Source organism: Amycolatopsis sp. NPDC041971 (genome assembly GCF_055588925.1).
Window position 1 is genome coordinate 1 of record NZ_JBVJCE010000016.1, and the last position, 13,419, is coordinate 13,419.

11 protein-coding genes are annotated in these 13,419 nt (G+C 68.1%); 7 read left to right on the plus strand and 4 right to left on the minus strand.

The annotated features are described in order from the left end of the window. Positions 1-630 precede the first annotated feature (630 nt). A complete protein-coding gene (locus ACZ6DT_RS27975) occupies positions 631-2,643 on the minus strand; it encodes a fatty acid desaturase (RefSeq protein ID WP_465601135.1) in 2,013 nt (670 codons plus the stop codon). 475 nt (positions 2,644-3,118) lie between these two features. On the opposite strand from ACZ6DT_RS27975, the gene tig reads away from it, so the two are divergent. The 6 genes from tig (at position 3,119) to ACZ6DT_RS28005 (ending at position 8,970) form a co-directional block, all read left to right on the plus strand. After that, positions 3,119-4,489, plus strand: coding sequence for a trigger factor (tig, locus tag ACZ6DT_RS27980; protein ID WP_465600591.1), 1,371 nt, complete (start codon positions 3,119-3,121; stop codon positions 4,487-4,489). 185 nt (positions 4,490-4,674) lie between these two features. Continuing rightward, positions 4,675-5,277 carry a ClpP family protease gene (locus ACZ6DT_RS27985; protein ID WP_465600594.1) on the plus strand — a complete coding sequence of 201 codons (603 nt, stop codon included), beginning with the start codon at positions 4,675-4,677 and terminating at the stop codon, positions 5,275-5,277. A gap of 28 nt (positions 5,278-5,305) precedes the next feature. Further along, a complete protein-coding gene (locus tag ACZ6DT_RS27990; RefSeq protein ID WP_465600597.1) occupies positions 5,306-5,977 on the plus strand; it encodes an ATP-dependent Clp protease proteolytic subunit in 672 nt (223 codons plus the stop codon). Between the two features lie 215 nt (positions 5,978-6,192). Continuing rightward, the gene (gene clpX / locus ACZ6DT_RS27995) at positions 6,193-7,488 is read left to right on the plus strand and encodes an ATP-dependent Clp protease ATP-binding subunit ClpX (protein ID WP_125793092.1); all 1,296 of its coding nucleotides are present in this window, start codon (positions 6,193-6,195) and stop codon (positions 7,486-7,488) included. Positions 7,489-7,590: 102 nt separating this feature from the next. Continuing rightward, positions 7,591-7,974, plus strand: a complete 384-nt coding sequence (locus ACZ6DT_RS28000; protein ID WP_465600600.1) for a hypothetical protein — start codon at positions 7,591-7,593, stop codon at positions 7,972-7,974. A gap of 75 nt (positions 7,975-8,049) precedes the next feature. After that, complete coding sequence (locus ACZ6DT_RS28005; RefSeq protein WP_465600603.1) at positions 8,050-8,970, plus strand: anti-sigma factor RsbA family regulatory protein; 921 nt, start codon at positions 8,050-8,052, stop codon at positions 8,968-8,970. A gap of 2 nt (positions 8,971-8,972) precedes the next feature. Here the strand turns inward: ACZ6DT_RS28005 and ACZ6DT_RS28010 are convergent, their stop codons facing one another. Together ACZ6DT_RS28010 and ACZ6DT_RS28015 are read right to left on the minus strand one after the other, a co-directional pair. Then, positions 8,973-9,914 carry an alpha/beta hydrolase-fold protein gene (locus ACZ6DT_RS28010; RefSeq protein WP_465600605.1) on the minus strand — a complete coding sequence of 314 codons (942 nt, stop codon included), beginning with the start codon at positions 9,912-9,914 and terminating at the stop codon, positions 8,973-8,975. A gap of 127 nt (positions 9,915-10,041) precedes the next feature. Next, positions 10,042-10,740, minus strand: coding sequence for a TetR/AcrR family transcriptional regulator (locus ACZ6DT_RS28015; protein ID WP_465600608.1), 699 nt, complete (start codon positions 10,738-10,740; stop codon positions 10,042-10,044). Between the two features lie 73 nt (positions 10,741-10,813). Here ACZ6DT_RS28015 and ACZ6DT_RS28020 point away from each other — a divergent pair, with 73 nt between their 5' ends. After that, positions 10,814-12,250 carry a carotenoid oxygenase family protein gene (locus ACZ6DT_RS28020; RefSeq protein WP_465600610.1) on the plus strand — a complete coding sequence of 479 codons (1,437 nt, stop codon included), beginning with the start codon at positions 10,814-10,816 and terminating at the stop codon, positions 12,248-12,250. A gap of 303 nt (positions 12,251-12,553) precedes the next feature. On the opposite strand, the gene fdhD is transcribed toward ACZ6DT_RS28020, so the two are convergent. Beyond that, on the minus strand, positions 12,554-13,384 hold the full coding sequence (gene fdhD, locus ACZ6DT_RS28025; RefSeq protein WP_465600614.1) for a formate dehydrogenase accessory sulfurtransferase FdhD: 831 nt from the start codon (positions 13,382-13,384) through the stop codon (positions 12,554-12,556). Positions 13,385-13,419 lie beyond the last annotated feature (35 nt).

Sequence of the window (13,419 nt, forward strand, 5' to 3'; positions counted from 1 at the left end):
CCCCCCCCCCCCCCCCCCCCCCCCCCCCCCCCCCCCCCCCCCCCCCCTCCCCCCCACCCCCCCCCCCCCCCCCCCCCCCCCCCCCCCCGCTCCTGGGGCTGGCTCACCACCAGATCCGTGAAGGCCTCCTTGCCTACCCTGAAGGTCAGGGTAGCGGCAAAGTCGCGTAACCACTGGTCAAGTAGGGGTTGCGGTGACAGAGGCGGGCTCGTCGCAGTCGCCTGACATCTTTCTCGATTGTCCACATAGGACGCCTCCGGGCGCTACAGTGCCCGATTTGGGCGTTTTTCGACCGGGTCGTGAGTGAAAAAGAGGGTTCTAGCCCTAAATTTCACTCACGACCCCAGTCGAGAAACGTACATAATCGCATCAAATGGACATCCAGCGACCGGATAATGTCCTTTGTGGACACTCGGCGCTCAAGACACCCTGTCATCCGCCCGTCGGAAGTCCAGTTCGAATCACCAAAAGCGCCCCCGACCAGCGGCTATGCGACTTTGCCCGGGCCGTGACCCTGAAGGTAGTGAAGGAGGCCTTCCCGGATCGGTGGCGTACAACCCATGTCGCGAAAGCCGCCTTCGCGACACGCCTCTCTACCTGCCGGAGTACATAAAGGGGTCCTTCACGTACTCAGCGGTCGTAGTCCACGCCCAGTTCGGCCGAAGTCGCCACCGCCCGGCAGGTCAGGATCTGCCCGGCCGCGACCTCCTCGTCCCCGAGCGCGTAGTGGACGTCCATCCGCGCGCTGCCTCGCACCACCGTCGCCCGGCAGGTGCCGCAAGCGCCGCCGACGCACGCGTACGGCGCGTCGACGCCGTGCCGCAGCGCGGCGCTGAGCACGGTTTCGCCCACCGTCGCGGGGATTTCGACGGTCTTCCCCGCCGCCGTCACCCTCAGCGTCGGGCCCGGCCGCCGTGAGGGGCGGACGGGAAGCGCGCCTTGGAACAGTTCGAAGTGGACGTGTTCCTCGGGCACGTCCCGATCCTCGAGCGTCCGGCGGGCCATGTCGACGAGGTCGCGCGGGCCGCACAGGAACCAGTCGTCCACCTTCGCCGGGTGCAGCCGCGCCTGCAGCAGCGCGCGGAGGCGGGTGCTGTCGAGGCGGCCGCGCTGGTAGCGCTCGTGCGAGATGGCCAGCGCCTCACCGACGATGTCGAACGGTTTCTCGAGCCGGTGCGTGCGCAGGTCCGGGTCGCGTTCGTCGGTGCGGTAGTGCACGACGTGCAGCCGTCCGCCCAATCGCGCGGCGAGGCCGCCGAGTTCGGCGGCGAACATCGTGCTGGCGCCGGAGGTGTTGACGTACAGCAGGGTCGCCTTGCTGTTCGGCTCGTTCTCCAGTGTCGCGGTGAGGATCGACAGGATCGGGGTGATCCCGCTCCCTGCGGCGAGCGCGACGTACCGGCCGGCGCGGCCTTGCTCCGGGGTCCGTGTGAAAACCCCGTCAGGGGGCAGGACGTCCAATGCGTCGCCCGCCGCGAGTTCCGTCGTGGCGAAGGTCGAGAACGCGCCGCCGAGCTGATGCTTGATCGCGATCCGCAGGATCCCGGAGTCCGGCGTCGAGCAGATCGAGTAGGCACGCCGCACCTCTTGCCCATCGACCTCGGCGCGGAGGACGAGGTGCTGACCGGGGGTGAACCGGAAGGTCTCGCGCAGCCGCTCCGGCACGTCGAACGTCACGGTGACGGCGCCCTCGCACAGCGGCCGGACCTCGGCGACCCGCAGCGAGTGGAACCGGCTCGGCCGCCGGGGCTGGGGAGCCGGCGGTTCCTCGTCGAACGACCCGGTGAGCTGACGCCATTCGCGGTACTCCGTCGACGTCAGCTCGCGGCCCCACGGGGTCGCGATCGGGACGTCCCTGGCGAGGTAGGCGTCGCGGTTGTCCTTCCACGTGCGCAGGTACCGGTAGAACGGGATCGCCGGGTGGAGATGGTGCACCAGGTGGTAGTTCTGGCACAGCATGATCGGCGTCATCAGCCATTCGAGCCCGACGCGGACGCGGGTGGCGCCGAACCGGTCCTGCCGCTGCGCGCCGAGGTCGTGATGGGGGAGCCAGTCGAACCACCAGGCCAGCACGGCCAGCCCGAGGCGCTGCGGGATCAGGTAGACCATCAGCAGTTCCCAGCCGTGGCCGCTCACGGTCAGCCAGGCGAACGCGGCGAGGCTCAGCGTGACGACGGCCGCGGTCTCGATCCGCTCCGACTTCGGCCGCGTGCGCTGCCGAACCACATAGAAGCGGGCGTACCAGAAGTCGATGGTCAGCCAGCGCAGCGGCAACTGCCACCAGGGGCCGTGCGCGGTCCAGGCGTCGGGATCGGTGTGGGCGTCCTCGTTGGTGTTGCGGTGGTGCTCCAGATGGATGTAGCGCACCAGGGGAAAGGAGCCGTAAGCCGCCACGAACGGCATCGCGAGCCTGCCGAGCAGTTCGTTGACCCAGGTGAGCTGTCCGGCCGCGTGGTGCGTCGACTCGTGCAGCACGGTGAACATGGTGAAGGTGACGAGCGCGTGCAGGGGAACGGTCACCCACAGCGGCGCGGCCTCGTTGACGACCAGCCAGGTGGCGCCGCTCCAGACCATGAGGCCGCCGGAGAACAACAGCACTGTCGGCACCGAGACGACCGGCAGCGGGACCCGAGGGCTGGGCACGCCGCGTCTCGGTCTTCTCTCGGGTATCTCCCCGGTGTCCTCGGACCGGGTCACGGCGACGGTCATCGATCGTTCCCCTCGGTCGATGGCTACCGGGACAAGTTGTCACACCGTAGACAATTAGTACTGGTTTGTAAACTTCATCCGAGTGCCGAAACGCCACGTCACGGCGCCCGATGGTGCGGCGTGGCGCGCATCCGTGTCCAGGAAAAGGCCGGTTCGTAACAGAGAAGAACCGAAAACTCGTCCGATCGGGTGGTCCGCGCCTGTCCGTCGGACCGTGTGCGGTGGCTGTGTCCTGGGAGGGAGGGCGGTGCGACGCGGTGGCGGACCGCGGTGGTGGTGGCCCCGTCGAACAGACCCGCGGGACACGGCCTAGACTCGGACGGCCCGGTCTGCAAGCTGGCCAGGGCACATCCGCTGTCGACCGCATGCGGATGCCCCATCACATCGTTTACCGCTCGAGGAGAATACGTTGAAGAGCACCGTCGAGCAGCTCAGCCCGACGCGAGTCAAGATCAATGTCGAGGTGCCGTTCGACGAGCTCAAGCCGAACTTCGACCGCGCCTACCGCAAGATCGCCCAGCAGGTGCGCATCCCCGGCTTCCGCCCGGGCAAGGCGCCGGCTCGCGTGCTGGAAAGCCGGATCGGGCGAGCCCCGGTGCTCGACGAGGTCGTCAACGAGGTCATTCCGGCCAAGTACCTGGAAGCCGTGCGCGCGGGCGAGGTCCGCACGCTGGGCCAGCCCGACTTCGAGGTGACCAAGCTGGAGGACCGTGAGGTCCTCGAGTTCACCGCCGAAGTCGACATCCGCCCGGAGATCTCGCTGCCCGACCTCGAGGGCTTCGCGGTCAGCGTCGACGACGTCGAACTGACCGACGCCGAGGTCGACGAGCAGCTCGACGAGCTGCGCGCCCGCTTCGGCACGCTGACCGGCGTCGACCGTCCGGCCGAGAACGGTGACTTCGTCTCGATCGACCTCGCGGCCACCGTCGACGGCCAGGAGGTCGAGGAGGCCTCGACCACCGGCTTGTCCTACGAGATCGGCTCCGGCCAGCTCGTGGACGGGATCGACGAGGCGATCATCGGCGCGAACGTCGGCGAGACCAAGACCTTCACCACGAAGCTGGTCGCCGGCGAGTACACGGGCAAGGACGCCGACGTCACCGTCACCGTGCAGACCGTCAAGCAGCGCGAGCTGCCCGAGGCGGACGACGAGTTCGCCCAGATGGCGAGCGAGTTCGACACGATCGACGAGCTGAAGGCCGACCTTCGCGAGCGCCTCGGCCGCGTCAAGAAGATGCAGCAGGGCGTCCAGGCCCGCGACAAGGTCCTCGAGGAGCTTCTCGAGCGCACCGAGGTCGCGATCCCGGAGAAGGTCCTCGAGGCCGAGATCGAGAACCGCAAGCACGACGCGATCCACCCGTTCGACCACGACGAGGCGCAGTTCGCGCAGGCGCTCGAGGCCGAGGGGCGCACGGTCGAAGAGTTCGACACCGAGGTCCGCGAGGAGTCGGAGAAGGCGGTCCGCACGCAGCTGCTGCTGGACAGCATCGCCGACGCCGAGCAGACGTCGGTCAACGACGGCGAGCTCACCGAACGCATCATCTACCAGGCGCAGCGCTTCGGCGTCAGCCCGGACGAGTACGTCCAGCGTGCGCAGCAGTCCGGTCAGCTGACCGCGATCTACGCCGACGTGCGTCGCGGCAAGGCGCTGGCCTCGGTGGTCCGCAAGACCACCGTGACCGACGCCTCCGGCGCCACGGTCGACCTCGAGGAGCTCTTCGGCCCCGCAGCCGAGGAGACGCAGGTCACCGAAGAGACCGCGAAGACTGCGGCCGAGTAAGGAATACACGGTCCGGTCGAAACGGACCGTAAAGCTGTAAGCGAACTTGGGCGGTGTCAGGCATTCTGCACCGCCCAAGTTCGTTAGGGTCGGTTGCAAGATCCTCAGCACCTGGACACAGCATCTGGACATACAAGCGGCGGCCGAAGCACGGCTGGCCGCCGTCGGCGAAAAGGCAGGCAGACGTGAAGCAGCACATGCCCGAGGCGCGGACCGGAACCGCGGGGCTCAACCTCACCGACTCGGTCTTCGAGCGGTTGCTCCAGGAGCGCATCGTCGTCCTCGGCTCCGAGGTCAACGACGAGGTCGCCAACCGGATCACCGCCCAGTTGTTGCTGCTCGACGCAGACGACTCCGAGTCGGACATCCGCTTCTACATCAACTCGCCCGGTGGCTCGGTCACCGCGGGTTTCGCCATCTACGACACCATGCAGCTGATCCGCCCGGACGTCGCGACGTACGCGATGGGCCTGGCCGCGTCGATGGGGCAGTTCCTGCTCTCCTCCGGCACGCCCGGCAAGCGGTACGCGCTGCAGCACGCGCGCATCCTCATGCACCAGCCCTCGGCGGGTGTCGGCGGCACGGCCTCCGACATCGCCATCCAGGCCGAGGTGTTCGGCAAGTGGAAGCAGGAGCTGGCCAAGATCACGGCCGAGCAGACCGGCCAGACCGTCGAGCAGATCGTCAAGGACGGCGACCGCGACCGCTGGTTCACCGCGCAGGAGGCGAAGGACTACGGCTTCGTGGACCAGGTCCTCACGCGCGAGAACCCGCTTCCCAACAGCTGATCCGCGCCGGCACACAGGAGAATTTCCAATGAGCAACTTCCAGCTTCCGATCGGGTCGCAGGCGCCTGGGATGCAGTCGCGGCTCCAGCTGCCGCAGTCGCGGTACGTCCTGCCCTCGTACGTCGAGCGCACCAGCTACGGCATCAAGGAATCGAACCCGTACAACAAGCTGTACGAAGAGCGGCAGATCATGCTCGGCGTGCAGATCGACGACGCGTCGGCGAACGACGTGATGGTCCAGTTGCTGCACCTCGAGCACGAGGACCCGGACCGCGACATCATGATCCTGATCAACTCGCCCGGTGGCTCGTTCACCGCGCTGATGGCGATCTACGACACGATGCAGTACGTCCGCCCCGACATCGTCACCATGTGCATCGGCCAGGCCGCTTCGGCCGCCGCGGTGCTGCTGGCGGCCGGGACCCCCGGCAAGCGGTTCACGCTGCCGAACTCGCGGGTGCTGATCCACCAGCCCGCCACCGAGGGCACCTACGGCCAGGTTTCGGATCTGGAGATCCAGGCCAACGAGATCCAGCGGGTGCGGCGCCAGATGGAGGTCATCCTGGCGAAGCACACGAAGAAGGAAGCCGACGAGATCAAGAAGGACATCGAGCGCGACAAGATCCTGACGGCCGACGAGGCCAAGGCGTACGGGATCGTCGACGAGGTGCTCGAGTACCGCAAGGCCTCGAGCAGCTGATCGTGCCGGGCCGGTGCGTGTCGGGAGACGACACGCACCGGATCCCTGGTCTAAGGTCAGCTTCTGGCGTGCTCAGATGTGACGTTGGTTCTCCCGCCGGCGGCATCGGGCGGGTACCGTCAGTGGCAGTGTGTGAGGCTCCGAGCGGTCATCCGTGACCGGGGTGGTAAGACAGTCAGGCGCGTATCGCGCCGGAGGGGACGAGGTCAACGGCCATGGCACGGATCGGTGACGGCGGCGACCTGCTGAAATGTTCTTTCTGCGGCAAGAGCCAAAAGCAGGTGAAGAAGCTCATTGCCGGCCCCGGGGTCTACATCTGCGATGAGTGCATCGATCTCTGCAACGAGATCATCGAGGAAGAACTGGCCGAGGCCGGTGAGGTCAAGCTCGACGAGCTGCCCAAACCCGCCGAGATCCACGAATTCCTCGAGCAGTACATCATCGGCCAGGACGACGCGAAGCGATCGCTGGCCGTGGCGGTGTACAACCACTACAAGCGTGTGCAGTCCGACGACAAGGCCGGGCCGAAGGATTCCAAGGACGAGACCGTCGAGCTGGCGAAGTCCAACATCCTGATGCTCGGGCCGACGGGCTGCGGCAAGACCTATCTGGCCCAGACGCTGGCGAAGATGCTGAACGTCCCGTTCGCGATCGCGGACGCCACGGCGCTCACCGAAGCCGGCTACGTGGGCGAGGACGTCGAGAACATCCTGCTCAAGCTGATCCAGGCGGCGGATTACGACGTCAAGCGCGCCGAGACGGGCATCATCTACATCGACGAGGTCGACAAGATCGCCCGGAAGTCGGAGAACCCGTCGATCACGCGTGACGTATCGGGCGAGGGCGTTCAGCAGGCGCTGCTGAAGATCCTCGAAGGCACCACCGCGTCGGTGCCGCCGCAGGGCGGTCGCAAGCATCCCCACCAGGAGTTCATCCAGATCGACACGACGAACGTGCTGTTCATCGTGGCCGGCGCGTTCGCCGGGCTGGAAAAGATCATCAACGAGCGGGTCGGCAAGCGCGGCCTCGGTTTCGGGGCGGAGATCCGCACGAAGGCCGAGATCGACGAGAGTGACATCTTCTCCGACACCATGCCGGAGGACCTGATCAAGTTCGGGCTGATCCCGGAGTTCATCGGCAGGCTCCCGGTCGTGGCGACGGTGACCCACCTGGACAAGGAGTCGCTGGTCAGCATCCTGACCACGCCGCGCAACGCGTTGGTGAAGCAGTACAAGAAGCTCTTCGAGATGGACAACGTCGAGCTGGAGTTCACCAAGACCGCGCTCGAGGCCATCGCCGACCAGGCCGTGCTCCGCGGCACCGGCGCCCGTGGCCTCCGCGCGATCATGGAAGAGGTCCTGCAGCCGGTCATGTACGACATCCCCAGCCGCGACGACGTCGCGAAGGTCGTCATCACCGAGCAGACCGTCCGCGAGAACGTGAATCCGACGATCGTGGCGCGTCAGCCGTCACGCCGCCGGGGCAGCGAGCGCGGCGAGAAGTCCGCCTGAGAAAGCACGTAAGCGTCGACGATGCCCCGGCCGGAGCCTTCCGGCCGGGGCATCGGTTTCTCCGGCCAGGTCCGGCCGGTCACCGGACCGAGATAGGATGCGATGGTGCCGCTGACTCCTACCAAGGACGAGAACGAGGCTCCCGAGCTGGCAGCCGCGAGTCCACGCGAGATCAGGGGACTCGTCGAACTCACCGAACGCATCGTCGTCGGGGCGTATCGCGGGCATCCGTGGATCCCGCGCGCGCAGACGATCGCGCTGGGCGTCCTGGTGGCGACCTGCCTGGTGGCCGGTGTCGTCCGGCTGTCGCCGCTGCCATTGATCCCGCTGCCGTTCTTCGCCGTCTCGGCGTACGCGCTCGTCCGGATCAAGACGGCGCGAAGCGCGGAGGCGAACCCTGCACTCGTCGCCTGGACCGGCCTGTTCACCGCTGCGACGCTCGCCGGATTCTGGTTGATCTCGATGGCGGGTCGCTGGCTCGGCTGATCGGCCCGGCATCGATTTTCGAACTTCCTCCGTTAGCAGGGTTTCAAATGCGTCCGGAGGGGGTAGGACGAGTCCGTGACAGTCACCGCAGGGCCCTTTGTCCACGTGGGCCTGCTCTACTCCGGTGACGCCGAGTACCTGGACGGAACGCTTCCGTACATCCTTGAGGGCTTGAAGCTTGACGAGCCTGTCGCGGTCGCCGTGCCGAGCCGGAACCTGACGTTGATCGAAGACGCGCTGGGCGATTCCGCCGCCGAGGTCGAGCTCATCGACATGACCGAAGCGGGCCGTAACCCGGGCCGCATCCTCCCCGGCGTGCTGCTCGCGTTCGCCGACAACCGGCCGGGTCCGGTCCGGATCATCGGCGAGCCGATCTGGGCCGGCCGGTCGCCCCTCGAGTACCCGGCGTGCGCTCAGCACGAGGCGCTGATCAATTTCGCGTTCGGCGACCGCGACCTCAGCATCCTGTGCCCGTACGACCGGACCACGCTCGAAGACGGCGTCCTCGCCGACGCCGAGCGGACGCATCCGATCCTCTCCGGCGCCGACGGCGATCGCCCCAGCGAGGGTTACGCCCCCGACGCGGTCGTCGAGCAGTACAACCTGCCGCTGCCGGAACCGCTCGTCGCCGACGCGTTCCGGTTCGATCTCGCCAGGCTCGGCGCGGTTCGGCACTTCGCGCAGGTTCGCGCCGAGGAGAGCGGGCTCGCCTCGGCGCGGGTGGAGGATCTTGTGCTCGCGGTGGCCGAACTGTCCGCCAACAGCGTGCTGCACGGTTCGGGCCAGGGTGTCATCCGCGTCTGGCGCGACGAGGACCACGTGCTCTGCGAGGTCATCGACGAAGGCACGCTGAGCGATCCGCTGGCGGGCAGGCGGCCCGCCGCCCCGGGACAGATCGGCGGACGCGGCCTGATGCTGGTGAACCAGGTCGCCGATCTCGTCCGGCAGTATCTGAGACCGGGCTCGACCGTCACCAGGATCTTCTTCCGCGTCTGAATTCAGGCGTTCTTCGGGACGTGCTTGCCGAGGAACGCGACCAAACTCGGCACGACCGTGCGGTTGAACGAGTCGCCGTGTTTGCCGCGCGCGGTGTGCGCGACCATGGGCCGCGCTTCGGAGATGAACTTCCGCACCCCACCGATGAACGGATCTTCGGTGCCGCACCAGATCCCGGTCGGCACCTTCTTGGTGATGTCGATGTGGCGCAACGGGTCCAGCGAGCCCCAGTCGGTGGCGTCGCGGAACGCGCGCCGTTTGCTCATCTCGGTCCACGACGTCATCAGCGCGGGCGCGAGTGCCGCGACCGCGGCGGGCGGGCGGCGGCGTTCCAGTCGCCGCCGCGTGTAGAGCAGCGCGCCGAAACCGCCCATCGACAGCCCGGTGGCGGCGAACGGCAGCCCGTCCCGGCCGCCGAGGCCGCGGGCGGCCAGCCAGCGGGGGACCTCTTCGAGCAGCATCGCCATCGGGTTGTCGCCGGGCTTGTTCTCGTGCCAATAGTGGTCGCCACCGTCGACCGCGACGAACCCGAACGAGGGCACCGCCTTGCGGGCGACCTCGCTGCTGAGTTGCTTGAGCAGCCCGGTGGGGGCCGCGTGCCGCGCGGTGCCGTGGAGACCATGGAGCATCAGCGACATCGGCAGACCCTTGGGCGGTGCCTTGGTCGGCAGCATGAGCACGAGATCGACCTCGCGCCCGCGGGCTTCGGAGTAGACACGTTCGACACGGGGACTGCCCAGCTGGGTGGCCGGGGTCGGCGACGCGACGCCGAGTGCCCGCTGGAGCGCCTCGCTGAACGGCAGGGCGCCGGTGGCCGTTCCGGCGGCGAGCCCGGCGACGCCGAGACCGGAGGCGCCGGCGATCAGCACGGACCGGCGGCTCAGCCAGCGACGAGCGCCGTCCACCCCCGGCAGCGTCGCGTGCCCCTGATCGTCCTCGTTCACCCGTCCCCGTTCCCGCTCCCAGACCCCCCGCGGTCTCTTGCCAGGCGGTGGGCTTCCACCAGGTCAGACGCGCGTTTCCGCTGGAAGGTTGCACGTGTCACCGACCTGTGACCGAGGTATCGCCGGATCAGGTGCCGATGTTTCCCTCTTTCGCGCGCCATGCCTCGATCGAGATCCGCGCGGACCGCGCCGCGGCCTCGTAAGTGTCTCCGAGACCCACGCCGAGGGCGGTGGCCAGGGGAATCAGAATGTGGTCCACACCATTCTCGCCGTCGCCGAAGTGGCCGGCGACCTCCAGCGTGATGTAGCCGTGCACGGCGCTCCAGAGCTGGGCCGCGACGTCGAACTCCGGGGCGGGACGGAACCGGCCCGCGTCGATCACCCGCTTCGCGGCGCGGACGAGGTAACCGAAGGCCTCGATGCCTTCCTCGCTGAGGCTCTCACGGGTCTCCTTGCTGGTCATGTCGACCAGCGCCGCCTTTTGCCCGTTGGGCTGGCTCTGGCCGAAGGTCACCGCGTAGAGCTGCGGGTTGTTCACCACGGTCCGCCGGTACGCCAGCGCCAGGGTGAGGATGTCGGCCGCCGGGTCGGCGGTTTCCTCGACCTCGCCCAGATTCGCCGACAGCCGCCGGAACCCCTCGCGCGCGACCTCGTCCACCAGCGCGCCCATCCCACCGAAGTGGGTGTACACGGCCATGGTCGACGCGCCGATTTCGGCCGCCAGCTTGCGGGCCTGGAGTGCCTCCGGACCGCCGTCCGAGAGCAGCCGGACCGCCGCTTCGACCAGTTTCGCCTTGACCTCGGCGGCGGAGGGTTTCGGTGCCATGCTTGCCAGTATTCCATAACCCTGTTATAAACGTATCCATAACTGCGTTATATCCGCCATTAGGGGGCCTTCGATGGGCAACAAGTTCCTCCAGGGCAACTTCGCCCCGGTCAGCCGTGAGCACACGATCACCGAACTGAGCGTCACCGGGCACATCCCGGAGTACCTGAACGGGCGCTACCTGCGGAACGGGCCCAACCCGCTGTCCGAAGTGGACCCGGCGACCTACCACTGGTTCATGGGCGACGGCATGGTGCACGGTGTCCGGCTGCGTGACGGCCGCGCCGAGTGGTACCGCAACCGCTGGGTGCGCAACCCCCGGCTGTCCCGGCAGATCGGCGAACGCTGGGAAGGGGGACCGGTGTCCGGGGTCGCCTCCCTGGGGGCCAACACGAACGTGATCGGCCACGCCGGCAAGACCCTCGCGTTGATCGAAGGCGGGGCGACCAGCTTCGAGCTGACCGACGAACTCGACACCGTCGGCGCCTGCGACTTCGACGGCACCCTTCCCGGCGGCTACACCGCCCATCCGAAGCGTGACCCCGAGACCGGTGAACTGCATGCCGTGTCGTACTTCTTCGGCCGGGGCAACAAAGTGCAGTACTCGGTGATCGACGCCCAAGGCCACGCGCGGCGCAAAGTGGACGTCGAGGTCACCGGCTCGCCGATGATGCACGATTTCTCCCTGACCGAGAAACACGTCGTCTTCTACGACCTCCCGGTCACCTTCGACACCGAGCAGGCCGTCGCCGCGTCGGTCCCGTCGTTCCTGCGTACCCCGGCCCAGTTGGTGCTCTCCGCGCTCGTGGGCAAGGTGAAGGTGCCGGACCCCCTCAGCGCGAGGCTGCGCCGGCGGATCTCGGGCAACGCCGGCCTGCCGTATCGCTGGAACCCGAAGTACCCGGCGCGGATCGGGGTCATGCCGCGCGACGGCGGCAACGGCGACGTCCGCTGGTTCGAGATCGAGCCCTGCTACGTGTTCCACCCGATGAACGCCTACGACGACGGCGACGACGTCGTGCTGGACGTCATCCGTCACCCGAAGATGTTCGACACCGAGCTGCGCGGTCCCGCCGAGGGGCCGCCGACCCTGGATCGCTGGACCATCGACCTGACCGTCGGCAAAGTCGTCGAGGAACGCCTCGACGACCAGGGTCAGGAATTCCCGCGCGTCGACGAGCGGCTGGTCGGGCGACGGCATCGCTTCGGCTACTCGGTGTCCACAAAGGACGGGTCGGCTTCTTCGGGTGCCTTGCTGAAGCACGATCTGGGGAACCGGTCGGTCGCTTCGAGGCAATTCGGTGCGGGCAGCCAGGTCGGGGAGTTCGTGTTCGTCCCGTCCTCGGTGGACGCCGGGGAGGACGAGGGCGTGCTGATGGGTTTCGTCTACGATCCCGCGACGCAGAAGAGCGACCTGACCATCCTGGACGCGGGGACGCTGGAGACCGTCGGTGCGATCCACCTGCCGGACCGGGTGCCCAACGGTTTCCACGGCAACTGGGTGAGCTGAAGGGGACTTTCCCGGCATGTCACGCGGCGAAGGACGCTTCCGGATGGGATCGGAGGCGAACTGCCCGGTTGATGCGCATATGTTCGGTTCCGCGTGGGGGGGGGGGGGGGGGGGGGGGGGGGGGGGGGGGGGGGGGGGGGGGGGGAGGGAACCCAACCACACACAAACAAACCCACCGCCCCCCCCCTCCTCCCCCCCCCTTCCCCCTCCCCCCCCCCCCCCCCCCCCCCCCCCCCCCCCCCCCCCCCCCCCCCCCCCCCCCCCCCCCCCCCCCCACCCGACCGACACGCTCCGCAGCGACCTTCAGTCGAGGCCGAGCACCCGCTGTTCGCCGGTGTAGAGGTTCATGCTGTCGCCGCGCAGGAAACCGATGAGGGTCATGCCGTTCTCGTCGGCCAGTTCCGCGGCCAGCGACGACGGCGCGGAAACGGCCGCCAGCAGGCCGATCCCGGCCATGGCGGCCTTCTGCACCAGTTCGAACGAGGCGCGCCCGGACACCAGCAGGCCGGCGTCCGACGCGGGGATCCGGCCTGCCTGCAGCGCCCAGCCGAGGACCTTGTCGACGGCGTTGTGCCTGCCGACGTCTTCACGGACGACGGCGAGGGTCCCGTCGCCGTCGAACAAGGCGGCCGCGTGCAGTCCGCCGGTGCTGGAGAAGACCTTCTGATGCGTGCGCAGCGTGTCCGGAAGCTTCGCCAGCACGTCCCGGCTCACGGTGAATCCGGACTTCTCCGGTGAAAACCGGCTTCGCAGTTTGACCGCGTCGAGCGCGGCCTTGCCGCAGACGCCGCACGAGGACGTGGTGTAGAAGTTCCGCTCGACGCCCGTCTCCGGCGGCGCGACCCCCTCGGCCAGCGCGACGTCCAGGACGTTGTAGGTGTTGCGCCCCTGGTCGTCGACGCCGTCGCAGTACCGGGCGACCGCGACGTCCGCACGGGAAGCGAGCACGCCCTCGGACAGCAGGAACCCGTGCGCCAGTTCGACGTCGTTACCGGGTGTCCGCATGGTGACCGCGAGTGCCTTGCCGCCGACGCGGATCTCCAGCGGTTCTTCGGCCGCGAGCGAGTCGGGCCGTCGCACGTCCTTGGTCGCGGAGATCTTCCGCACCGGACGCCGCACCGTCACCCTGCCCACTTGTCCACCCTTCTGACCGCTTAGTCGACACTTGA

Coding starts and splice junctions, on each gene's coding strand:
- ACZ6DT_RS28020 (WP_465600610.1), top strand. CDS start 10,814: ATGGGCAACAAGTTCCTCCAGGGCAACTTCGCCCCGGTCAGCCGTGAG.
- ACZ6DT_RS27990 (WP_465600597.1), top strand. CDS start 5,306: ATGAGCAACTTCCAGCTTCCGATCGGGTCGCAGGCGCCTGGGATGCAG.
- ACZ6DT_RS28015 (WP_465600608.1), bottom strand. CDS start 10,740: ATGGCACCGAAACCCTCCGCCGCCGAGGTCAAGGCGAAACTGGTCGAA.
- ACZ6DT_RS28000 (WP_465600600.1), top strand. CDS start 7,591: ATGGTGCCGCTGACTCCTACCAAGGACGAGAACGAGGCTCCCGAGCTG.
- clpX (WP_125793092.1), top strand. CDS start 6,193: ATGGCACGGATCGGTGACGGCGGCGACCTGCTGAAATGTTCTTTCTGC.